The following is a 21,459-nucleotide window of genomic DNA, read 5'->3' on the forward strand; positions in this document are numbered from 1 at the left end:
TATCGAATGCGCACATCTGAGGACTCGGTCTAAGCTCTCGTTCTGAAAGCGTCGCGGTTCACCCCCACCCCTACCCCTCCCCACAAGGGGGAGGGAGGAGCGCTTGCTTGTTAGCGTGGAGAGTAGGCGAGGCGGCTTGACGAACGGCCTCCCCCTTGTGGGGAGGCTGTCCCGTGCGAAGCGGAAGGGACTGGTGGGGGTGTTGCCTCGACACCTGCAGAACCTGCCTCCTCACGATGTGTGCATTCGATAGCCGCATGCGGCGAGGGGGCGCGCGGGGCCTCGCTTGGCGCCCGTCCAGCACGGTCGAGGACGAAGTCGACCAGTGTCGGCGTGCCGTCCGTCACCTCCAGCGCCTTGTAGCGCGTGCTCTTCAGCCCCCGGCAGAGGGCGCCGTTGAACTCCATGTTGATGCGGACGCTGCGCAGCACGGCGAGATAGGTGCCGAGCGCGTCGGCAGCGATCGGCGTTCCATCCCAGGCGACGAAGACGGGCTCCGTCACCGCCCGCCCGGGCCAGCGCCGCAGCAGCGCCTCGCGGTAGCGCGCCTTCGCCGCCTCGTCCCCGAGCCCGGCGGCATCGTAGGCGGCGAGGTCCATGGCGAGGATCTCGCCGTCGGTCAGGCCGGCCTGCCGCAGCGCCAGCAGCATGGCCTCCTGGCGGCGCAGGAACGCCTTCCTGGCGAACGTCTCACGCACGCCCTCGAGGTCCTGATCGCCGGCCAGCTCGTCGAAGATCTGGCCGAACGATTTGCCCACGGCGACACCGCGATTGACCTCGTCGGCGAACATGTGGTCGTGCAGGCGGACCTGGTAGGTCGGCGACCACGACAGCGCCTCGAGCGCCTGCCTGAGCCCGTCGAGCATCAGGAAGGCGAAGTTCGGCGAGCACCAGTAGGTCGGCAGCCGGAAGTCCACCTCGACGCTGCCGTCCTGCCGCACCTCCGCGCGCTCGACGAAGCCCATCTCCACGACGGACTCGTCGAGCTCGGGATCGTTGACGGCGCCGAGGCGCCGCCAGAGCTCGCTCCGCCGGCCGTCGGCCAGGCTGGCCCCCTGCGCCATCATCGTCACTCCGCCGCGAGCCTGAGCGGCGCCTTGGCGAAGGCCGCCTTCTTGGCGGCGATGTCGATGTCGTAGAGGCGCGCGGCATTGAGGCCGAGGATCTTCTCCTTGACCTCGGGGGTGAGGTCGACGCCGCGCTCCTTCTTGACGTCGTCCGGCAGCTCGAAGTTCCACAAGCGCTCGACCAGCCAGTGCGGCGTCCAGATGCCGTAGTCCGACCCGAACAGGATCTTGTCCGGCCCGACCCAGAACAAAAGCTCGGCGATCATCTCGGCGAAATAGCGCGGGCGCGAGTGGATGAAGGGCAGCGCCACCGCGAGGCCGCCGTAGACGTTGGTCTCCTGCACCGCGATCCAGCAGAAGTCGTCGAGGCGCGGCAGCCCGCAGTGCTCGATGATCCAGTTGAGGTTCTGGAAGTCGGTCGCCGCATAGTCCACGTCATGGACGTCGAAGGCGTCCTTGCTCAGCGGGATGATCGTCGGGCCTTTGTGGACGTGGATGTTCTTGATGCCAAGCTTCTCGCAGAGCTCGAAGCATCTGTAGGCTTCGGGGTCGTTGAGCTTCCATCCCTTGGAGGCCCCGTTCCACTCGGCCGTGTACATCTTCACGCCCTTGATGTCATAGGTCTCCTTCATGAAGTGGATGTATTCGAGCGCCTTCTCGCCGTCGCGCGGATCGAACGAGCCGTTGACGATGAAGCGCTCCGGATAGCGCTTGGCCACTTCGTGGTTGCGCTCGATGGTGTTGAAGCCGTTCTTGTAGAAATCCTTGAGGTACGTCGACTGCACGATGGCGATGTCGTCGGGACCGTCGATGAACAGGTCGCGATAAAGATCGTCCTCGGTATACTTCTCGAACTTCTCCTTGGGCCAGAGCTGATCGGGCGGGCTCAGCGCCGTGTGGTAGGCATAGAAGCACTCGATGAACTGCTTGCCGTGAATGTTGCGCTGGTTCTCCGGGCTGCCGTCCCAGAAATGGGTGTGGCCGTCGACGACGAAGATTTCCTTCCCTTGTGGCGTGATGAACATGTCATGTCCCCTTATCGTGAGCCAGTTGAAGTCAGACCGAAATCGCGACCTTGAGGACGCCGTCCCGCTGGTTGGCGAAGAGGTCGTAGGCGTCCTCGATGCGATCGAGGCTGTAGCGGTGGGTGACGAGGCCCTTGAGATCCACCCGCCCCGAGGCGATCACCGAGATCATCCGGCGCATCCGCTCCTTGCCGCCGGGGCAGAGCGCCGTCTTGATGGATTTCTCGCCGAGGCCGGCAGAGAAGGCGTCGAGCGGGATCGTCAGGTCGCCCGAATAGACCCCGAGGCTCGACAGCGTGCCGCCGGGGCGCAGCACGCGCAGCGCGGCCTCGAAGGTCGATTGGATGCCGAGCGCCTCGATCGCCACGTCGACGCCGCGGCCGTCGGTCAACGCCATGATCGCGTCGACCGGGTTGACGGCCTTGAAGTCGATCACGTCGTCGGCCCCCATCTTGCGCGCCATCGCCAGACGCGCCGCCACGGTGTCGACCGCGATGATCCGCGTCGCCCCCAGCAGCTTCGCCCCCGCGGTCGCGCACAGGCCGATCGGCCCCTGGGCGAAGACCGCGACGGTGTCGCCGATCTTGATCCCGCCATTCTCGGCGCCGGCGAAACCGGTCGACATGATGTCCGGGCACATCAGCACCTGCTCGTCGCTCAGATGATCGTCGACAGGCGCCAGGTTCGCCATCGCGTCGGGCACGCGGACGTACTCGGCCTGGCAGCCGTCGATTGTATTGCCGAACTTCCAGCCGCCGATCGCCTGCCAGCCGTGCCTGGTGCCGGCGCCATCCTGGCTGCAGAAGCCGCACAGGCAGGCGTTCGACCAGCCCGACGGCGTGATCGCGCCGGCGATCACCCGCTGTCCCTCGGTGAAGCCCGTCACGCCGGACCCGAGCTTCTCGATGATGCCGACGGGCTCGTGGCCGATCGTCAGGCCCTTCGCCACCGGGTACTCGCCCTTCAGGATATGCACGTCGGTGCCGCAGATCGTCGTGGTGGTCACGCGGACGAGGGCGTCCTGAGCCCCGATATCCGGGATCGGCTTGTCGTCGAGAACGATGCGGCCTTTCTCGGCGAAGATGGCCGCCTTCATCTTGGCAGTCTTGCCGGCTGTCTTGCGACCGGCCGCTTTGCCGGCCAATACTGTGGTGCTCATTGCCCGTTTCCCTGTCCTCGGCATGGAAGCGGGGCCCGGACGGAGCCGACCCCGCTCCGTTCACTCAGATGTATTCGAAGACGTCTTCCATATTTCCGAACAGGATGACGGTATTGTCGTCGACGCGCACCATTCGCCCGTAGTGCGTCGACGTATTGACCTCGAATATGGACGCGGTCATCTCACGGCCCAGGTACTCGCTGATCTCGTCCATCTTGAACACCAGCTTGCCCTGGCCGTCGATGCGGATCAGCGCCGGCTGATAGGTGACGACGACGTCGGGCTTCTTGCCCATGAACTCGGCGATGGCCCGCGCCTCGACGGAATCGTTCATGGTGACGCCGCACTGGTGCGATATCGTCTGCTCGAAGGTGATATCCTTCATCGACTTGAAGATATTGGCCTGCGTGGCGTCGCGCGCTGCTACTGACATGGTTCTCGTCTCCTGCTCTTAGATTCAGCTTTGGGCTCAGCTTTCGAGATCAGCTCTTGAGGCCAAGCTCGCCGAGGATCTGGCCGATGCGCTCCTGGGACTGGGCCCGCACGTCGTCGAACGAGATCGGCTTGGAATGCGGCGCCGACCAGATCGGCCGCAGCCCCAGCGCCGCCTTGTCCGCCAGCGCGCGATGCTTGGTCAGCCAGGACTGGAAGAGTTGCTGGTTCGCCGCTGCGTAGGTCTTGTCGTTCACCAGGAGGTACATGAGGTCGATGGTATTCGCCAAGTTGCGCTCGTAGTCGGCTTCCGCCGCCGAGATCACCGCCGGCGTGATGAAGTCGTGGTTGGCGGCCGCGACCTGCATCAGGAAGCCCGAGCGGAAGAGCTCGCCGACGAGCGGCTCGAAGACGATGTTGACGGCGAAGTACTGCTCGAGATAGTCGGCGGTGCCCATGATGGTCTCCACCGCCTCGCGCGTGCCCTGCCAGGTCGCGTCCTCGAGCCAGGCCTTCTTGCCGAGCTCGTCGTTCCAGCCGGGAATGTCGAGGCCGATCTCGGCCAGGTAGAGCGTGATGTCCTGCGCCAGCCGCAGCTTGTAGGACGAGTTGGTCAACGTGGCGTTGTTGATCATCTGCGTATAGCCGTAGCGCTGCGCCTGCATCAGCGACGTGCCCAGCCCGAACTCGGCGTGCTTCCAGGCGCCGAGATGCGTCTGCAGGATCTTCGTCCAGACCTTGTCGAAGCCCTTGGGCGCGCCGGACCTGCGGCCGTTGGCGATGACGCTCTGCACCATCGTCTCGATCTTCGACTGGCGCTGATAGTGCGTGCGCTCCCACTCCTGGTCGGGGGCGCGGAAGGCGTGCCAGTTCGAGCTCTGCGCCGCCGTGGCGTCCTTGACGTAGGCGCCCTTGCCGTTGGCGAAGGAGATGATCCAGTCCTGGATCAGGTAGCGCTCGGGATCGGGCTGGACGTCGACGGTGACGTCCTCGTAATGCGTGGCGCGCTGGCCACGCGGGTCGAAGTAGCGGTACCGGCGGCTGTCGGAATCGGCGAAGACGGCGGCGCCCGCGGCGCCCGACCCGACTGAACTCGACGTTGCTGGCATTGTTGTCACTCCCTTCGTTGCAGTTGTTTGGCGTCCCCGCCGAAGCATGTCCGGATCAGACGACGTCGTCTGCCCGGATCGACTTGCTCCAGCTCCTTGAACCTGGAGCGCTTTGGCGATCTTCAGTGGCCCGGCGATCCGCCGCCGGACGAGGTGGTGAACTTGTCGAAGAAGACCCGCTCGCTTTCGAAGCCGTTCATGAACAGGACCGGCTGGAGCGCGTCGATCATCGGCGGCGGGCCGCAGGCATAGACGTCGCCCTGGCCGTCGACCGCCATCTGCTTGAGCCTGACGTCGACCAGTTCGTGGACGAAGCCGCGCTCGCCCTCCCACGAGGCGTCACCGTTAGCGTGCGACAGCACCGGGATGAAACTCACCTCGGGATGGCGCTCGACCAGGCTGGCGATGCGGTCGAGGTGGAACAGGTCGTCGCGCGTGCGCGCGCCGTAGAAGAAGTAGACCGGCCGCTGCTCGCCGCTCATCAGGTGATCGTTGAGGATCGACCAGATCGGCGACAGGCCGGAGCCGGCGCCTACGAGGACCAGGGGTCCCTCGCGCTCCTCCCGGCGGAAGCAGGTTCCGTAGGGTCCGACGACGGTGACGTCGGCTCCGACCCGGATGCCGCCGGCGTCGAGCTCGCCGGAGAACTTTCCTTCGGGATACTTCTTGATGATGAAGGAGAGTTTCTGGGTTTGGTCCGGCGTATTTGCCATGGAGAACGAGCGCGTAATCGTCTCCCCTTTTTCCGTGGTGACCGTGATGTCGACATATTGGCCGGCCCAGAACTTGATCGGCGAGGTCAGGTCGATCTCGATGCCGCGGATGTCGTGCGTCAGACGCTCGATATGACTGATGCGACCCTGGTAGGTCTTCACCGCGATCGATTTCGACAGCACCTCCTCGTCGTAGTTGAGGAGCTCGACCTCCATATCGGAGTAGGCCAGGGTGCGACACAGCAGGATGTGGCCGCTGTCCTTCTCCATGTCGTTGAGCGCGAAGGTCGAATAGCGCAGCATGTCGACCTCGCCGTCGAGCAGCACGCACTTGCAGGCCGAGCATTGCCCTTCCTTGCAGCCATGCGGCAGCGCGATGCCCTGGCGGAAGGCCGCGTTCAGCACGGTCTCGCCGTGCTCGACCTCGAACTCCACGCCGACCGGCTCCAGACGCACCTTGTGCACGTCGCTCATGTGGTTTCGTCTCCCAGATCGTACCCTGCGTCATGGCCGGGCTTGACCCGGCCATCCATCGACTTGAAGAAACTCCAGCCCGACAGGGCTGACCCAAACGGCGCGTCCTGAGTGGATGGATGGCCGGGTCAAGCCCGGCCATGACGCCAGGTGCAATGGCGGAGGCCCGGAGGCCTCCGCCCGCAACGCCTGTCAGTGGCAGGGGTTGATGGTGAAGCCGGCGCGATACTCGGCCAGGTGCTTCTCCCGGTCTGCCGGGCTCATCTCGCGCAGCAGCGTCAGCGGCGAGAGCAGCGTATGGCCGCGCACGTCGTCCAGCGTCCACATCTCCTTGTTGTCGAAGCGCAGGTGCGGCTGCGGGATCAGCGTCTTGCCGTCGGAGCGGACGAAGTTCAGGTCCTTGATGGCGTCGGCGAGATCCCAGCCGTGGTAGAGCGTCTCCCACTCGCGCTTGCCGCTGAAACGGCCCATCGCCGGGGTCGGGCGCCCCTCGTACTCGTCGGCGAACGCCTGCTGCACCGTCCAGCGGTCGAGCTCATGGGCGAAGGTGTAGAGCTTGCCGTCGATCTCACCCGTGACCATGTCCTCGCGGATGAGGCACGGCACCAGGCAGCTCCAGCAGCGGTGCGGATAGACGTAGCCGACGTCCGAGTTGAAGGTAATGACCGTCTCGCCGGGCTTGCTCAGCTTGTCGTACCACTTCCAGAACTCTCCGAACTTGGCGTACCAGCCCGGATACTTCTGCTCGAACCACTCGAAGTCCTTATCGCGCTGGGCCTCGATCCGCCAGAAGTTGACCGGCCAGCCGACGGCGAAGAACTGCGCCACCGTGTGCACGTAGAACTTCTCGGTGAGCCGCTTCCACGCCGTCTGCACGTCGTCGTGGTGGATCTTGACGCCGTACTTCTCCAACGGGAGCATGTAGGTGCGGTAGTAATCCTCGAAGATCCAGCGGTGCCACATCTCCGCGTAGGATTCCTTGTTCTTGTCGCGGTTGGTGGTGCCGTACTCGATGAAGGTGCCGATCGCCGCATCGACGATGGCGTGGTTCTGCCAGAAGGCATAGCGCAGGTCGCGCTCCAGCAGCACGTGGTTCTCCGGCTCCTTGAGCGCGGCCATCAGCAGCGAGTGGCCGTTGCCGATGTGACGGCTCTCGTCCGACTGCACCGACAGGAACACTGTGGGCAGCGCATAGTCGCCGTTGCGGGCGGCTTCCGACGGCATGGCCACGAACAGCGTGTTGGTGAACGCCGTCTCGGCCACGACGGTCAGGTACATGCAGGCGGCGGTCATGGTGTCGCCGGTGATGAAGCCTTCACCGAACTGGCGGCCGATCGTCGTCGCATAGCACTTGCCGAAGGCCTCTTCGGTAATATCGAAGCCGGCGGGATCGATGTAGTTCTCCATGTACCACTTCTTCAGATTCATCTGGATGGTGGAATGGCGGAACTCGTCGACCATCTGCATGGTGAAGCCGGTGCGCAGGTCCTCGCCGGGGGCGAGGCGGGCGACCATCGCCATCGACCGCGCCGCGGAGATTTCCGGGAACGGGATGATGGCGAGGAAGAGCTTCATCCACTCGACCCAGCGCGGCTCGACGTTGCGGAACATGTCGCCGCGCAGCGCGGCGTCGAGCGCGCCGTAGACGCGATTGTCCTTCTCCTCCTGCATCGGGAAGTAGGAGCGCAGCACCTGCTTCATCGGATCGCGCGGCGCCTTGGTGATCTTGTAGTCGGTCGGGAAGGTCATCGCCTCCTGGACATAGCTCGGATTCCAGCCGAGGTCGGAGATCTTCTTGGTCGCTTCGCCCACGGAAATGCCGCGCTGCGAGGTGATCTTGTTGAGTGTCAATGACGTCATAGCCATAAGCCTCCACCGGATTTGCCGCGGGTCCCATGACCCGGGCGGGGAGCGGCGCACACCGCCGTCAGTTGCGGGTCGAACGGCACGGTCTGCCGCTGGCCATGCGGGCTCGCGGGCCGGCCGATCAAATGGATCGCGGCAAAGGTATTTCGAAGAGTACGGTCCAGAGCTTTACGGTATTCGACACCTGAGCATGCCGCCACCGGCTGTGATCGTCGATGGCATGGACATGCTCGCGGCTCTTCAAACCGGAGCGGTTCTGCCCGGCCGGGCTATGGCGCCCGACCGCGAAACGCTCTGGTGTCGAAGGTGCCGCATGGGCTCCGGGGTGTTCTCCTCCGCTCCTTCGTTCTTGCGGCATCGCGCCGAAGCGCGATGGGCTTCTTATGTGAAAGGCAATGCGCTCAAGACGCGCTCAAGCAAAACGCGCTCGTAGCAAACGCCATCGCAAGGGGTGTGCCAACAACCGTCTCCCGCCGATCATCGATGGATTCCGGTCCATGTGGCCATCTGCGGAGAAGCAAACGCGGCGGCGCCATGGCCGATGTAACGTAACGTTACAATTGTCAATTTACACATTGTAATGATTAAAATGTATTCGCAGTGCAGCATTACTATGTGCTTTTGCAGCATAAACATTTGTCGACAGATTCAGCCCGCTATTCTATTTTTCGACCATTGCAGCTTGCAAGAGGCCACGATCCGGCCGGAAGCGCCCATGTCCGACGAGAACGAGCGGTCGGTGCCGCCATTGCCGATGCGCGGGGAGACCGATGTGGCAGCCGACCTGGTTCGCCTGATGCCGCGTGATCTCGTCTTCACCATGCGCTTCCTCGGGGAGAGCCGGCATCTGCTGCAGCGCCATTTCCAGGTCTTTATGGAACGGGAAATGCAGGCCGCCGGACTGACGCAGGAGACATATCCGATGCTCCACGCGTTCATCGAGCGGCATGCGCTGCTGATGCGGGACTTCGTCTTTTCCGGCGTCTCCTTGTCGCGCCAGCTCCGCATCGAAGAGATCGAACGTCTGATGGGCGACAAGACCTCGCTCCTGCGCGTCGATATCTGGGATCAGCTCAAGAGCCACATCGACATGGCCGAAACGCAGTTCAGGTCGCAGCTGCCGGGCCTGCCGGGGCAGCTCTCGGGCTGGGAGGCCCCCGCGGCGCCGGCGCGGGGAGACGATCGATAGGCGCAAGCCTGCGCGTCGTCGAAGGAGCAGCCCATGGAGGATCATCCGTTGCCGGCGGTCGAATTGCTCAACAGGCGGCTGGCGCTCGTGGCACGCATTTCGCTCCTCAACGCCGAAGCGCTGAAGCTCACCCAGCGCTCCGCCGCCGCCGACATGGAGAGGCAGCGCCTCGAGCTCGGGGCCGCCAGGGACGGACGGCCAGAGCCGCCGGCGGATGATCTGCGGGAGGTCGAGGCCGAGGCCGACGCGATCCGCGCGGCGCAGGCGGACTGCGAGACGCGCGCCGCAGCGGCCGAGAGCGAGCTGGAGACAATCGATCGCCTGCTCGCCGCCACCGGTGACGGAACGAGGAAGGATGCTTCACCGTGAACCACCAGAATGCCCGCAGCCTGACCCTGTACGATCTGCTCGGCCGCCACTGGGCCCGGCCGGCCGCCGTCGAGGCGATCCGCTTCAGCGCCGACGGATCGGCCGCGGCGTTCGTCTACGCCGACGGCACCGTGGCCATCGGCCGGACCGCCGACGCGGAGGCGCCGGAGGCGCGGATCCGCATCAGCGGCGATCTGGGACAGACCGTCATCCGGCCGCGCAAGGCACCGCCCGAGCCGCTCATCGTGACCGCCGCGCTAGGCGGGCGCGCACCGCCCGTCGCCGCCCTCGGGCCATCGGCGTTCGTCGCCGGCGGCGCCGGCGGCGAGGTGGTGCAGGTGAGCGCGGCCGGCGACGTCCAGCCGACCACGCTCGCGGCGGCGGGCGCGGTCACCGCGCTGGACCATGCCCAGGCCACCGGCACGACGGCCGTCACCGACGGAACCTCTGTCCTGCTGTCGCGCCCGAGCGGCGCGCTTGCGACGCTGCCGCTGGCGCCCGACGTGGAGATCGCGGCGGTCGCATTCTCGCCCTCCGGGCGGCACCTGGCGCTCGCTCACGCGGATGGAGCGACGGTCTGGACGATCGGTACCGACGCCGCCCTGCTCGACACGTTCGACCTCGGCGCCCGGCCCACGTCCTTGTGCTGGAGCGCCGATGGCGCGTGGCTCGCCGCCCCGCTCGTCAGCGGCGGCTTCGGCCTGATCGACATGGCCGGCCGGCGCAGCGGCGTCATCGGAGATTTTCCCGCGGCCGTGCAGGCCGTGTCGTGGAGCGGGCCGGCCGAGGCGCTGATGGCGTCCGGCGCCTTCCGCATCGCCGGCTGGTCGATGCGCGCTCCCCCGCTCGACGGACGCGCCGCCGGCGCGCTGATCACCGGGCGAAGCGGCCTCATCATCGTCGAGACGGTGGCGGCACATCCGGTGAAGCCGCTCGTCGCGGCAGCCTACGCGAACGGCGAGATCGTGGTCGCCCAGATCGGCGCGCAGGACGAATTGCTCGTCAAGCCGCCCGGCGGATCGGTGACGGCGCTCGCCTGGTCCGCCGACGGCCGGCATCTGGCGGCGGGCACCCGCAGCGGCGAGGCCAGCCTCATCACCTTCCCGCCGCAACTGTTCCGGTGAGACACCGCAACGACCTGGAGGACATCATGCAGGCGCAGCCGACCCAGAACGAGTTGAGCAAGGACGAATTGAGCAAGGACGCCTTCTTTCGCCAGCTGGCGAAACTGTCGGAGGAGATGGCCGACAAGCACGGCAAGGATTTCAGCATGGGCGCGCTGGTGCTGGCCGCCCGCTGGATCGCCGAAAGCAAGCTCACCGGAAGCCCGAACGGCAAGTCGCGGAGCACGGAACCAGACAGGTGAAGCGGCTCACATCCAGCAAAGGTTCGTCTTGCGCCGCAAGCTCTCCGTCTGAAAGCATCGAGAAGCTGGACTGCTTCATTGCGGTTTCAGAACAAGAGCCGATCGCGCCCTGCTGCCGCGCGCCCGTGGTGCTACGCTCAGGCCGGCGTGCGGCTTGGCGCCGCCCGTTCAGCCTGGTCGATCTGATAGATCAGGCATGTGGTGCGCAGCAGCGAGGCAAAGTTCGTCACGTCGCCATGCGATTCGACAGCCTCGTCGTGGAGCGACGCCACGAGCCTCGACACGGACATGCCCTCGCGTGCGGCGATGACGGCCAGAATGTCCCAGAATGCGGCCTCCAGCCGGATGCTCGTCGACTGGCCCGAGATCCGCAGCGATCGGCTGGTCTGCCTGAAGCGTTCCGGGTCCTGCCCGGCCAGGAGCTTGCACATGTCACCTCCCGGTATCTTGCGGCGGGCTCCGTCGCGCCCGATACGGGCCGGCCAGAAGCGCCCCGCGTCGGCCGAGCTTACGTGGCTGCCGACAGATGGCATGACCGCCTCCTGGCGTTGCGCGGGGCGGCAGCGGGATGCAGCTCGCCCACGCTGAAGCTCTTGCCGATCAGATGGCGCGACCCGGTCGGCATTAGGTGCTCACAATCTCTTGAATCTGGCACGCTTTTTTGGCGATCGGGCGAGTCCGCCCGATCGCGAGGCGCGCCAGAGCGGACTGATTCTTCACCGAATCCTCATCCCGCTCCAAGTCCTTCTTTTGAGCCTGATCGTCTCCAAAAGCCGGCGGCCAAGCCTTGCGGTGCCGAGCCTTGCGGTGCCAAGTCTTCGGATGCCAAGTCTTCGGATGCCAAGTCTTCGGATGCCAAGCCTTCGGATGCCAAGCCTTCGGATGCCAAGCCTTCGGATGCCGAGCCTTGGGATCATGCTCGAGCGTCGGGCCGCGCCACGCATGCAGTCTGCCCGGCCGGCAGCCGGGCCGTCAACGCGGGCCCGGCGCGGCGGCAGCCGTCAGGGGATGAGCACGGCCCGGCCGTGGATCTTGCCCGTGTGCAGGTCGTGCAACGCCTTGTTGGCATCGGCGAGGCGGTACTCCGCCGTCGCCAGCTCCACCAGGCCGCGGTCGGCAAGCGCCATGAGCTCGACCAGCTCCGCCCAGGTGCCGACCAGATTGCCGATGATGTTCTTCTCGGTAATGACCATCTCGACGGTGGGCACCCGGATGTCCTCGCCGTAGCCGACGACGTAGTAGCTGCCCATCGGCCGCGTCATGGCGAGCCCCTTGGCTGTGGTGCCCTTTTCGCCGACGAAGTCGATCACCGCCTCGGCGCCCTGCCCATCCGTCAGCTCCAGCACCGCCTCCACCTCGTTGCCGTCCGCCTTCACCAGCTTGTCGGCGCCGATGCGCCCGGCGAGCTCCAGCGACGCGTCGGACTTATCGACGACGATCACGTCGGCGGCGCACATGGCCTTGAGGCACTGGATGCCGATATGGCCGAGGCCGCCGGCGCCGATGACGACGCAGCTCTCGCCGGGCAGCAGGTGGCGGGTGGCCTTCTTGACGGCGCGGTAGGCGGTGAGGCCCGCGTCGGCGTAGGGCGCCACGTCCTTCGGCGCCAGCGTCTTAGGCAGCGGCACGATGTTGCGCTCCGCCGTGCACAGGAACTCCGCGTAGCCGCCGTTGCAGTCGAGACCGGGAAACGAACCCGGTCCGTGCATGTCGAAGCCGCGCCGGCAGGCGAGGCAGGTGCCGCCGGAGATCTTGGGGTGGACGATGACGGGGTCGCCGACCTTGATGCCCTCGACCTCCTTGCCCACCTCCTCCACCCAGCCGGCATTCTCGTGGCCCATGACCAGCGGCAGCAGCGCGTTGCCGTTCGGATCCATGAACGGCCGCCAGACGCCTTCGATGATGTGGAGATCGGTCCGACACACGCCGGCGCCGCCGATACGCACGATCACGTCCGTCGACTTGGTGATGGTCGGATCGGGCAATTCCTGCTGCACGACCCACTCTTTGCCGGTCAGGCTGTCGTCGTACGTGGTGAGGACCTGAGCTTTCATCGTTTCCTCCGTCGGCCTGGGCGTTGCGCCAGTGTTCGGGACGCATCAGCGCAACCGCCGTGCCAGGGCCGGAAACCGGGGAGGTGCAAAGGCTTGGCCGTGGCGGGGCAATGCCGCGGCGTTCAGGGGCTGAACAGGCCGGGTCGACACCTGTCCAGTTTCCGTACAAGCGCACCGGAGAGGCTGAGCCGGCGCAGCCGCGCACCTCGCGCCGCTTGCGGGGAGAGGTCGGATCGCGCGCAGCGCGAGCCGGGCGAGGGGGCCCTCAGGAGGGGCTCGACCGAATTGAATCACGCGGCACGCCCCCTCACCCTGCCCTCTCCAAGAAGAATGCGGCTCGCCGCATTCTTCAGGCCCTTGAGTGCGCAAGTCGGGTGGACCCGACTTGCGTTGAAGCGGGGAGAGGGGTGCGCGCCCGTCGCCCGTGTCACACGTCAGCCATGGAGGCTCCATGCTGCACCTGTCCGGCATTGACCGCGCCCGCCAGGCGCTGGAGCGCGGCGAGCGGCTGCCGGCCGGCGCCCTGCCGCCGACCGTGGCGGAAAGCTGGCAGCGATGCCGCGCCCTCGGCCTCGACCCGCGCGCGACGCCGCGCGGCGACGTGGTGCCGTTCCCGGAGGTCGGCCGCCGGCGCGAGGAGATCGCCGTGCTGCGCCGGCTGGCGCTGGCCGAGATGAAGCTGCTGCATTCGCAGATCGCCGGCTCGAACTTCATGATCGCGCTCGGCGACGCCCAGGGCATCGTGCTCGACACCATCAGCGACCATCATTTCGCCGAGAGCGCCGTCGGCCGGTCGATCATTCCGGGCAGCGCCTGGAGCGAGAGCGCGCACGGCACCAACGCCCTGGGGCTGGCGGCGGCCGCCGGAGAGGCGGTCGCCATCTACGGGCGCGAGCATTACTTCACCTGCCACGGCCACCTGAGCTGCATGACGGCGCCGATTCTCGATTCGCACGGCCGCATCCTCGGCCTGCTGGACGCCTCGTGCTCCAACGAGGCGCGCCAGCAGCACACCCACGCCCTGGTCCGCATGGCTGCCGCCCAGATCGAGAACAGCCTGATCTTCCAGGAGCGCCCGGAGTGCTTCATCCTCGCCTTCCATCCGCGCGCGGAGTACCTCGACACGCTGTCGGCGGGTCTGGTCGCCGTGTCGCGCGAGGGCGAGGTGCTGTCGCTCAATCGGCCCGGCTCCGCGCTTCTGGCCGGCCTGCCCGCCGCCGCCGGCAGCCATTTCGGCCAGCTGTTCGAGACCGGCTTCGGCATGGCGCTGGACGAACTGCTGAGCGGCGGCCTGATCACCATCCGCGACCGGGCCGGCAGCGGGGTGTTCATGATCTGCCGGCAGATCGGCCAGCGCGGGACCATGCCGGGCGGCCGCCGGGCGAGCCACGCCCGCCCCCCGGCCGTCGCGGCGCCGCGCGATTTCGTCTGCGAGGATGCGGGCCTGGCGCGGGCGATGGCCGATCTCGGCGCCGCCGTCGAGTTGCGCATGCCGATCCAGATCACCGGCGAGACCGGCACGGGCAAGGAGCTGATGGCCCGCCACATCCATGCGGTCAGCGGCCGCCGGGGCGAGTTCGTGGCGGTCAATTGCGGCGCCGTGCCCGAGGCGCTGTTCGTCGCGGAGATTTTTGGGCACGAGCGCGGGGCCTTCACCAACGCCCGCACCGAGGGGGCGCCGGGGCTGGCGCGGGCGGCCGACGGAGGAACGCTGTTCCTCGACGAGGTCGCCGATATTCCGCTCGCCGCGCAGACGGTGCTGCTGCGCTTCCTCGATTCGATGGAGGTCCGCGCCGTCGGCGGGCAGAAGAGCGCCAAGGTCGACGTGCAGATCGTCTCGGCTACCAACCGCGATCTCAAGGAGATGGTGGCGGCCCGTCACTTTCGCGCCGATCTGCTCTACCGCCTCAACGCCATGACCATCCATCTGCCGCCGCTGGCGGCACGGACCGATTTCGCCGCCATCGTCAAGCACCTGATGCGCACGCTCGCGCCCGGCGCGGCGATCACCGATGCGGCCATCGCCCGGCTGGCGCGGCGCCCCTGGCCGGGCAACATCCGCGAGCTGAAGGCGGTGCTGCAGCGCGCCCTGGTGCGGCGGCGCCTGGACTACGTCGACGAGGATTCCTTCGAGGACGAGCCGGACGCGGCCGGCCAGGAGGCCTGTGCGGCCTGTCGCGGCCATACGCTCAGCATGCGCAAATGCCTGGAGATCAGAAGCATGGTTCAGGCCTCGGGACACAACGTGTCGATCGCCGCCCGCCGCCTCGGCCTGTCCAGGACCACCGTCTACAAGCATCTGCAATGAGCGGGCGCCAGGCTGGCGCCTGCGGACTGGGGCGCTTCGCGGTTGGGGGGTTCACCCAATCGCAAGAAAAGCGGTCCAGATTCAAAAGGTTATGAGCATGTCTCCGTCATTGGATGATCCCATCCAATGACGAAATGCGCTAGCAACGCTGCACCTAGCCGCCTACCACCCAGGCGCGCCGCAGCCGCGGCATGATCCCCTTCGGACAAACACCAGCGAGACCAAGATGGCCAAAGCGATCCACAGCATGATCCGCGTCCTCGACGAGCCGCGGTCGGTCGCGTTCTACGAGGGGGCCTTCGGCCTCAAGGTCAAGGACAGGCTCGAATTCGACACGTTCACGCTGCTTTATCTGCGCAACGCCGAGGCCGATTTCGAGCTGGAGCTGACCGTCAACAAGGGCCGGACCGAGCCCTATGACCTCGGCAACGGCTATGGCCATCTCGCCGTCTGCGTCGACGACCTCGATGCGGAGCACCGGCGGTTCACGGAGGCCGGCTACCAGCCGCGGCAGATCGTGGAGTTCAACCGCGACGGCGCCCTCCTCGCCCGCTTCTTCTTCGTCGCCGATCCCGACGGCTACCAGATCGAGGTGCTGCAACGACACGGCCGCTACCGCTGACGCACGGCCAGCCCGCCGCCCGCGCGGCCTTCTCTTGTGCGCGGCCTCATGGCATCGTGTCCATGTGCAGCTGTCGTCCTTCATCCCTCGCCTGCTCGCGATCCTCGCGATCGCGGGCCTGCTGACCGCACCGATGGCCACGCCGTCGCGCGCGGCCGCGGCGGATGACATGTCCATGGCGACCACGTCCGAGATGGCGGCCATGCCGTGCTGCCCGGACGAGAAGCCCGCCGTGCCGGATTGTTCGAAGGACTGTCCGCTGGCCGTCCTGTGCCTGGCCAAATGCTGTCCGGGGGTTGCGCCTGCTTCCGCCGGCGTCCTCGCCCGTATCGCCTTGGTCGAGGTGAAGACGCCGCCAGACGACATCTGGCAGGAGCTCTTTCCGGACCCGCCTCCTCCCAAGCCTCCGCGAACCTGAATTCATCTGCGGCTCCCTGTGAGCTGCGCGCGCCGCATGGCCAAAGGCCACGCGGTGCGTTCGCTCGGCCCGGTTGCGCAGCGCAGCCGGTTGCCGGCCCGCGTTTCCGCGCGGCCGGACACATGAATTTGGGAATCTCGGACAATGAACCTGTTGCACATGAAGCGCGCCGCCGCCGCGGCGCTGATCGGCCTTGCCTGCGCCGGCGGGGGCTCGCGCGCCTGGGCCGCGACCCAGGACTATGAGTTCCGGCTCGTCAAAGGCGAGATCAAGAAGGGCGAAGCCGCCATCGCCGTGCGCCTGATCAACAAGGTGACCGGCAAGCCCGTGCCCGATGCCGTCATCTTCGCGAGCCGGCTCGACATGGCGCCGGACGGCATGCAGGAGATGGCGACGAAGCTGACGCCGGTCCCCGCCGCCGAGCCCGGCGTCTACCAGTTCAAGGCCAATCTCAGCATGGCCGGCGGCTGGCAGCTCTCGCTGGGCGCCAAGGTCCAGGGCGAGACCGGCTCGATCGAGAACAAGCTCGTCTTCAAGGCCGTGCCGTGAACCGGCCCGGCCGCGCCGGCCTGACCCTCGCCGCCGTTCTGGCGGCGGGCACAGGCGGCTACTGGGTGGGCCAGCGCGGCATCGTGCTGCCCGCCCTCCCCTCGATGCCGGCGATCCCGTGGGGCGATCGCGCCACGCCCGCCCCGACGCCGGCCGGCGCGGCGGCGTCCGGACCGGTGATCTACTACCGCGATCCGGACGGCCGCCCGATCTATGCGGCGGAGCCGCGCACGACGCCCGACGGCCGCGCCTTTCTCGCTGTCCGGGCGAGCGAGGACGTGAGCTTCGACGAGGCGCCGGGGCCCGCCGCCGAAGCCGCCACGCCGGCGGCCGGCAACGGCAGGAAGATCCTCTACTACCGCAATCCGATGGGGCTGCCCGACACCTCGCCGGTGCCCAAGAAGGATTCGATGGGGATGGACTACATCCCAGTCCATGCCGGCGAGGACGAGGACGGATCCATCGTCAAGGTCGCCCCCGGCAAGCTGCAGCGAACCGGTGTCCGCACCGAGACGGCCGCGGATCGCGTGATCGTCCGAACCGTGCGGGCCCCGGGCACGGTGCAGCCCGACGAGCGCCTCGTCTCCGTCGTCGCCGTCCCGACCGATGCCTTCGTCGGCAAGGTCGAGAACGTCACCACCGGCGACCGGGTGCGCAAGGGCCAGCCGCTCCTGCAGATCCGCTCGCCGGAGATCGCCGCTGCCGCGGCCCAGCTCATGATCAACCCCGGGTATGAGGGCACCCATCGGCGTCTCGAGAACCTCAACGTCCCGCCGGAGGTGACGGCGGAGATCGTCCGCGCGCGCCAGGTGCCGCTGGCCTTCGTCTGGCCGGCGCCGCGCGATGGCGTCGTCCTGATGCGCAACGCGACGGAAGGCATGAAGATGGCGGCCGGCGACGTCCTGTTCCGCATCGCCGACCTGTCGACCGTCTGGGTGCTGGCCGACGTGCCCGAATACGCGCTCGCCGCCGTCGCGCCCGGCCAGCCCGCAACGGTCCGGGTGCGCAGCCTGCCCGGGCAGGCGTTTCAGGGCCGCGTCGCGACCATCTATCCCCAGGTCAACAAGGAGACCCGCACGACCAGGGTCCGTATCGCCCTGGCCAACCGCGACGGGCTGCTGCGGCCGGACATGTACGCCGACGTGGAGATCGCGGCCAGCAAGGGTGCCCCGGTCGTTGCCGTGCCGGACGCCGCCGTGATCGACACGGGCACGCGCCAGGTGGTCATCCTCGACAGGGGCGAAGGCCGCTTCGAGCCGCGCGAGGTCAGGATCGGCGCCCAGGGCGGCGGCTTCACCGAGGTCCGCGGCGGGATCGCAGCCGGCGACCGCGTCGTCGCCGCCGCCAACTTCCTGATCGATGCGGAGAGCAACCTGAAGGCGGCGCTGAGCGGCCTGGCCGCTGCGGAGGCGGCGCCATGATCGCCCGGCTCATCGCCTGGTCCGCGCGCAGCGCGGTCCTCATCTTCGCCGGCACCGCCTTCGCGGTGGTGGCGGGCATTTATGCCCTCAGGACGCTGCCTCTCGACGCGATCCCCGACCTCTCGGACGTCCAGGTCATCGTCTACACCGACGTTCCCGGGCAGGCGCCGCAGGTGGTCGAGGACCAGGTCACCTATCCGCTGACGACGGCGATGCTGACCGTCCCGAAATCCAAGGTGGTGCGCGGCTTCTCGTTCTTCGGCGTGTCCTTCGTCTACGTGATCTTCGACGACGGCACCGATCCCTATTGGGCGCGCAGCCGCGTGCTCGAATACCTCAACGCGGCCGCCCGACGCCTCCCGGCCGGCGTCACGCCGGGTCTCGGTCCCGACGCCACTGGCGTGGGCTGGGTCTACCAGTACGCGCTCGTTGCCAGCAACATGACCCTGGCCGAGCTGCGCTCGCTGCAGGACTGGATGATCCGCTTCGCCGCATCGAAGGCCGAGGGGGTGGCGGAGGTCGCCAGCGTCGGCGGCTTCGTCAAGCAATACAACATCGTCGTCGATCCGCTGCGGCTGCGCGCGCAAGGCGTCTCGCTGGCCGCCGTGCGCGATGCCGTCCGCAACAGCAACCGGGACGTGGGCGGCCGTACGGTCGAGCTCTCGGAGTTCGAGTTCATGGTGCGCGGGCGCGGCTACATCAAGTCGGCCGCCGATCTCGAGGCCATCGTGCTGAAGAGCGACCAGGGCGTGCCGCTTCGCCTCGGGAACGTGGCGCGTGTCGAGATCGGCCCGGACGAGCGGCGCGGCATCACCGAGCTCAACGGCGAGGGCGAGGTCGCGAGCGGGATCGTGCTGCAGCGCTTCGGCGCCAACGCGCTCACGGTGATCGACAACGTCAAGCAGCGCCTCGCCGATATCGCCGGCAGCCTGCCGGGAACGGCTGAGATCGTGCCGGTCTACGACCGCTCGCATCTCATCCAGGCCGCGGTCCAGACGTTGAGGCGGACGCTGACCGAAGAGAGCATCATCGTCGCGGTCGTCTGCGTCGTCTTTCTGCTCCATCTGCGCAGCGCGCTCGTCGCCATCCTGATGCTGCCCGTCGGCATCCTGATCGCCTTCATCGGCATGCGGCTCGTCGGGCTCGGCTCCAACATCATGAGCCTGGGTGGCATCGCCATTGCGGTCGGCGCCATGATCGATGCCGCCATCGTCATGGTGGAGAATGCCCACAAGCATCTGGAGCGCGCTCCACCGGACAAGCCGCGCGTTCAGATCCTGATCGATGCGGCGGGCGAAGTCGGCCCGGCCCTGTTCTTCAGCCTGCTCATCATCACCGTCTCGTTCCTGCCGATCTTCACGCTGGAGTCGCAGGAGGGGCGCCTGTTCGGTCCGCTCGCCTTCACCAAGACCTTCGCGATGGCGGCGGCGGCGCTGCTGTCGGTGACGCTGGTGCCGATGCTGATGGTCGTCTTCGTCCGCGGGCGCATCGTTCCGGAGCGGAAAAATCCAGTCAACCGGCTGCTGATCTGGGCCTATCGGCCGATCATCCGCGGCGTGCTGAAGGCCAAGACGTTCGCCATCCTGCTCGCTCTCGCGGTGCTCGCGCTCAGCATCTGGCCGGCACGCCAGCTCGGCTCCGAGTTCATGCCGGAGCTGAACGAGGGCACGCTGCTCTATATGCCGACCACCCTGCCCGGGATCTCCATCACCAAGGCGGCCGAGCTTTTGCAAATGCAGGACCGGATCATCAAGTCCTTCCCCGAAGTGGAGTCGGTCTACGGCAAGGCGGGACGGGCGGCGACAGCCACCGATCCTGCTCCGACGGAGATGTTCGAGACGGTCATCAACCTGAAGCCGAAGGACCAGTGGCGGCCGGGCCTGACGCTCGACGGGCTGAAGGCCGAGATGGACCGGGCGCTCCAGTTCCCCGGCGTCTCCAATGCCTGGACCATGCCGATCCGCGCCCGCATCGACATGCTCTCGACGGGCATCCGCACGCCCGTCGGCGTCAAGGTGTTCGGCAGCGATCTGGCCGAGATGCAGGCGATCGCACGCCGGATCGAGGCCGTGCTGCGGACCGTGCCGGGCACGTCGAGCGCCTATGCCGAGCGGGTCATCGGCGGCTACTACCTCGACATCGCGCCGGACCGCGCGGCGCTCGGCCGCTACGGCCTGGCCATCGGCGACGTGCAGGACGTCATCGCCACGGCGCTGGGCGGCAAGACGGTGACGACGACCGTCGAGGGGCGCGAGCGCTACGGCGTCACCATCCGCTATCCGCGCGACCTCCGATCGAGCCCACAAGCCATCGCCGCGGACGTGGAGATCCCGCTCCCGGGCGGCGGCGCGATCCCGCTCGGCGAGGTGGCCAAGGTTCAGCTCGCCCGCGGCGCGACCTCGATCCGCACCGAGAACGGCCAGCTCGCCACCTACATCTACGTCGATATCGCCGGCCGTGACCTCGGCGGCTATGTCGCCGATGCCCGCAAGGCGGTGGCCGCATCCGTCGAGCTGCCGCCGGGCATCACGGTCGGCTGGAGCGGGCAGTACGAATACCTGGAGCGGGCCGAGGCGCGGCTCAAGATCGTCGTGCCGCTGACGCTGCTGATCATCTTCCTGCTGCTCTATCTGAACTTCGGGGCGCTGACCGAAACCCTCATCGTCATGCTGTCCTTGCCCTTCGCCCTCGTCGGCGGCGTCTGGCTGATGTGGTGGCTCGGTTTCAACATGTCGGTCGCGGTGGCGGTCGGCTTCATCGCGCTGGCCGGCGTTGCGGCCGAGACGGGCGTCGTCATGCTGATCTATCTCGATCACGCCCTGGCGGAGGTCAGAGCCCGACGCGCCGGTGAAGGCCGGGCGTTCACGCGCACCGACCTGCACGAGGCGATCATGCTGGGCGCCGTCGAGCGCGTGCGCCCGAAGATGATGACCGTGGTCGCCATCGTGGCCGGCCTCGTGCCGATCCTGTGGAGCACCGGCGCCGGCTCGGAGGTGATGCAGCGGATCGCCGTGCCGATGATCGGCGGCATGATCTCCTCCACCGTGCTGACGCTCGTCGTCATCCCCGCGATCTACGCGCTCGTCAAAGGCTGGGCGCTCACGCAGGCGCAGCCGACCGCCGAACTGACCGCGCGCGACGCAGCCGCACATCCGTAAGCGCTCGCGCGCCCGTCGCTGCCCCGCGCGCAGCTCACGCCCCGTCGTCCGGCATCGCGCGGCACGCGCTTTGCGCTCGCACGCAACCGTGCGAATTATTGGAACGCGTTTCAGGTCCGACGACCGAGGGCGGACGACGCGGCGGCGCGGCGAGCCCGCC

General features: G+C 67.4%; 19 protein-coding genes. 10 read left to right on the plus strand and 9 right to left on the minus strand.

What is annotated here, in order from left to right; genetic code table 11:
* Positions 1-110: 110 nt before the first annotated feature.
* From ACZ5PO_RS06135 to ACZ5PO_RS06165, 7 genes are all read right to left on the minus strand, one after another.
* Positions 111-1,067 (minus strand): iron-sulfur cluster assembly protein, encoded by a 957-nt coding sequence (locus ACZ5PO_RS06135; protein WP_464191332.1) that lies wholly within the window; start codon positions 1,065-1,067, stop codon positions 111-113.
* A gap of 2 nt (positions 1,068-1,069) precedes the next feature.
* A complete protein-coding gene (locus ACZ5PO_RS06140; protein WP_464191334.1) occupies positions 1,070-2,092 on the minus strand; it encodes an amidohydrolase family protein in 1,023 nt (340 codons plus the stop codon).
* A 31-nt stretch (positions 2,093-2,123) separates the two neighbouring features.
* The gene (locus ACZ5PO_RS06145) at positions 2,124-3,188 is read right to left on the minus strand and encodes an NAD(P)-dependent alcohol dehydrogenase (protein ID WP_464196702.1); all 1,065 of its coding nucleotides are present in this window, start codon (positions 3,186-3,188) and stop codon (positions 2,124-2,126) included.
* A 127-nt stretch (positions 3,189-3,315) separates the two neighbouring features.
* Positions 3,316-3,684: an MmoB/DmpM family protein gene (locus ACZ5PO_RS06150; RefSeq protein WP_464191336.1), complete on the minus strand. Its 369-nt coding sequence runs from the start codon at positions 3,682-3,684 to the stop codon at positions 3,316-3,318.
* A 49-nt stretch (positions 3,685-3,733) separates the two neighbouring features.
* Complete coding sequence (locus ACZ5PO_RS06155) at positions 3,734-4,792, minus strand: aromatic/alkene monooxygenase hydroxylase subunit beta (RefSeq protein ID WP_464191338.1); 1,059 nt, start codon at positions 4,790-4,792, stop codon at positions 3,734-3,736.
* A gap of 122 nt (positions 4,793-4,914) precedes the next feature.
* Positions 4,915-5,979 carry a 2Fe-2S iron-sulfur cluster-binding protein gene (locus tag ACZ5PO_RS06160; protein WP_464191340.1) on the minus strand — a complete coding sequence of 355 codons (1,065 nt, stop codon included), beginning with the start codon at positions 5,977-5,979 and terminating at the stop codon, positions 4,915-4,917.
* A gap of 192 nt (positions 5,980-6,171) precedes the next feature.
* Entirely contained in the window at positions 6,172-7,845 is a 1,674-nt protein-coding gene (locus ACZ5PO_RS06165) for an aromatic/alkene/methane monooxygenase hydroxylase/oxygenase subunit alpha (RefSeq protein ID WP_464191342.1), read from the minus strand.
* A gap of 589 nt (positions 7,846-8,434) precedes the next feature.
* On the opposite strand from ACZ5PO_RS06165, the gene ACZ5PO_RS06170 reads away from it, so the two are divergent.
* Genes ACZ5PO_RS06170 through ACZ5PO_RS06185 form a run of 4 tightly spaced genes read left to right on the plus strand, consistent with a single transcriptional unit; the run spans position 8,435 to position 10,769 of the window.
* The gene (locus ACZ5PO_RS06170) at positions 8,435-9,034 is read left to right on the plus strand and encodes a hypothetical protein (protein ID WP_464191344.1); all 600 of its coding nucleotides are present in this window, start codon (positions 8,435-8,437) and stop codon (positions 9,032-9,034) included.
* A 33-nt stretch (positions 9,035-9,067) separates the two neighbouring features.
* Entirely contained in the window at positions 9,068-9,403 is a 336-nt protein-coding gene (locus ACZ5PO_RS06175) for a hypothetical protein (protein WP_464191346.1), read from the plus strand.
* Complete coding sequence (locus ACZ5PO_RS06180) at positions 9,400-10,527, plus strand: WD40 repeat domain-containing protein (protein WP_464191348.1); 1,128 nt, start codon at positions 9,400-9,402, stop codon at positions 10,525-10,527. Before ACZ5PO_RS06175 ends, ACZ5PO_RS06180 begins: the two co-directional genes overlap by 4 nt.
* A 26-nt stretch (positions 10,528-10,553) precedes the next feature.
* Positions 10,554-10,769, plus strand: a complete 216-nt coding sequence (locus tag ACZ5PO_RS06185) for a hypothetical protein (RefSeq protein WP_464191350.1) — start codon at positions 10,554-10,556, stop codon at positions 10,767-10,769.
* Between the two features lie 137 nt (positions 10,770-10,906).
* Here the strand turns inward: ACZ5PO_RS06185 and ACZ5PO_RS06190 are convergent, their stop codons facing one another.
* A complete protein-coding gene (locus tag ACZ5PO_RS06190; RefSeq protein ID WP_464191352.1) occupies positions 10,907-11,302 on the minus strand; it encodes a ribbon-helix-helix domain-containing protein in 396 nt (131 codons plus the stop codon).
* A 468-nt stretch (positions 11,303-11,770) separates the two neighbouring features.
* On the minus strand, positions 11,771-12,823 hold the full coding sequence (locus tag ACZ5PO_RS06195) for an NAD(P)-dependent alcohol dehydrogenase (RefSeq protein WP_464191354.1): 1,053 nt from the start codon (positions 12,821-12,823) through the stop codon (positions 11,771-11,773).
* 451 nt (positions 12,824-13,274) lie between these two features.
* On the opposite strand from ACZ5PO_RS06195, the gene ACZ5PO_RS06200 reads away from it, so the two are divergent.
* The 6 genes from ACZ5PO_RS06200 to ACZ5PO_RS06225 all read left to right on the plus strand — a co-directional run bounded on the left by ACZ5PO_RS06200 (position 13,275) and on the right by ACZ5PO_RS06225 (position 21,299).
* A complete protein-coding gene (locus ACZ5PO_RS06200) occupies positions 13,275-15,131 on the plus strand; it encodes a sigma-54-dependent Fis family transcriptional regulator (RefSeq protein WP_464191356.1) in 1,857 nt (618 codons plus the stop codon).
* Positions 15,132-15,357: 226 nt separating this feature from the next.
* Complete coding sequence (locus ACZ5PO_RS06205; RefSeq protein ID WP_464191358.1) at positions 15,358-15,753, plus strand: VOC family protein; 396 nt, start codon at positions 15,358-15,360, stop codon at positions 15,751-15,753.
* 175 nt (positions 15,754-15,928) lie between these two features.
* Positions 15,929-16,171, plus strand: a complete 243-nt coding sequence (locus ACZ5PO_RS06210; RefSeq protein ID WP_464191360.1) for a hypothetical protein — start codon at positions 15,929-15,931, stop codon at positions 16,169-16,171.
* Positions 16,172-16,315: 144 nt separating this feature from the next.
* Positions 16,316-16,720 (plus strand): FixH family protein, encoded by a 405-nt coding sequence (locus tag ACZ5PO_RS06215; protein ID WP_464191362.1) that lies wholly within the window; start codon positions 16,316-16,318, stop codon positions 16,718-16,720.
* The gene (locus tag ACZ5PO_RS06220; RefSeq protein WP_464191364.1) at positions 16,717-18,141 is read left to right on the plus strand and encodes an efflux RND transporter periplasmic adaptor subunit; all 1,425 of its coding nucleotides are present in this window, start codon (positions 16,717-16,719) and stop codon (positions 18,139-18,141) included. Before ACZ5PO_RS06215 ends, ACZ5PO_RS06220 begins: the two co-directional genes overlap by 4 nt.
* On the plus strand, positions 18,138-21,299 hold the full coding sequence (locus ACZ5PO_RS06225) for an efflux RND transporter permease subunit (protein ID WP_464191366.1): 3,162 nt from the start codon (positions 18,138-18,140) through the stop codon (positions 21,297-21,299). Before ACZ5PO_RS06220 ends, ACZ5PO_RS06225 begins: the two co-directional genes overlap by 4 nt.
* Positions 21,300-21,459: the final 160 nt, after the last annotated feature.

The organism is Chelatococcus sp. KU-N122 (assembly GCF_055391085.1).

What these genes read in the sequence shown, in the direction of transcription:
- ACZ5PO_RS06135 (WP_464191332.1), bottom strand. Translation starts at nt 1,067, where the DNA reads ATGATGGCGCAGGGGGCCAGCCTGGCCGACGGCCGGCGGAGCGAGCTC.
- ACZ5PO_RS06140 (WP_464191334.1), bottom strand. Translation starts at nt 2,092, where the DNA reads ATGTTCATCACGCCACAAGGGAAGGAAATCTTCGTCGTCGACGGCCAC.
- ACZ5PO_RS06145 (WP_464196702.1), bottom strand. Translation starts at nt 3,188, where the DNA reads ATGAAGGCGGCCATCTTCGCCGAGAAAGGCCGCATCGTTCTCGACGAC.
- ACZ5PO_RS06150 (WP_464191336.1), bottom strand. Translation starts at nt 3,684, where the DNA reads ATGTCAGTAGCAGCGCGCGACGCCACGCAGGCCAATATCTTCAAGTCG.
- ACZ5PO_RS06155 (WP_464191338.1), bottom strand. Translation starts at nt 4,792, where the DNA reads ATGCCAGCAACGTCGAGTTCAGTCGGGTCGGGCGCCGCGGGCGCCGCC.
- ACZ5PO_RS06160 (WP_464191340.1), bottom strand. Translation starts at nt 5,979, where the DNA reads ATGAGCGACGTGCACAAGGTGCGTCTGGAGCCGGTCGGCGTGGAGTTC.
- ACZ5PO_RS06165 (WP_464191342.1), bottom strand. Translation starts at nt 7,845, where the DNA reads ATGGCTATGACGTCATTGACACTCAACAAGATCACCTCGCAGCGCGGC.
- ACZ5PO_RS06170 (WP_464191344.1), top strand. Translation starts at nt 8,435, where the DNA reads ATGTATTCGCAGTGCAGCATTACTATGTGCTTTTGCAGCATAAACATT.
- ACZ5PO_RS06175 (WP_464191346.1), top strand. Translation starts at nt 9,068, where the DNA reads ATGGAGGATCATCCGTTGCCGGCGGTCGAATTGCTCAACAGGCGGCTG.
- ACZ5PO_RS06185 (WP_464191350.1), top strand. Translation starts at nt 10,554, where the DNA reads ATGCAGGCGCAGCCGACCCAGAACGAGTTGAGCAAGGACGAATTGAGC.
- ACZ5PO_RS06190 (WP_464191352.1), bottom strand. Translation starts at nt 11,302, where the DNA reads ATGCCATCTGTCGGCAGCCACGTAAGCTCGGCCGACGCGGGGCGCTTC.
- ACZ5PO_RS06195 (WP_464191354.1), bottom strand. Translation starts at nt 12,823, where the DNA reads ATGAAAGCTCAGGTCCTCACCACGTACGACGACAGCCTGACCGGCAAA.
- ACZ5PO_RS06200 (WP_464191356.1), top strand. Translation starts at nt 13,275, where the DNA reads ATGCTGCACCTGTCCGGCATTGACCGCGCCCGCCAGGCGCTGGAGCGC.
- ACZ5PO_RS06205 (WP_464191358.1), top strand. Translation starts at nt 15,358, where the DNA reads ATGGCCAAAGCGATCCACAGCATGATCCGCGTCCTCGACGAGCCGCGG.
- ACZ5PO_RS06210 (WP_464191360.1), top strand. Translation starts at nt 15,929, where the DNA reads ATGGCGACCACGTCCGAGATGGCGGCCATGCCGTGCTGCCCGGACGAG.
- ACZ5PO_RS06215 (WP_464191362.1), top strand. Translation starts at nt 16,316, where the DNA reads ATGAACCTGTTGCACATGAAGCGCGCCGCCGCCGCGGCGCTGATCGGC.
- ACZ5PO_RS06225 (WP_464191366.1), top strand. Translation starts at nt 18,138, where the DNA reads ATGATCGCCCGGCTCATCGCCTGGTCCGCGCGCAGCGCGGTCCTCATC.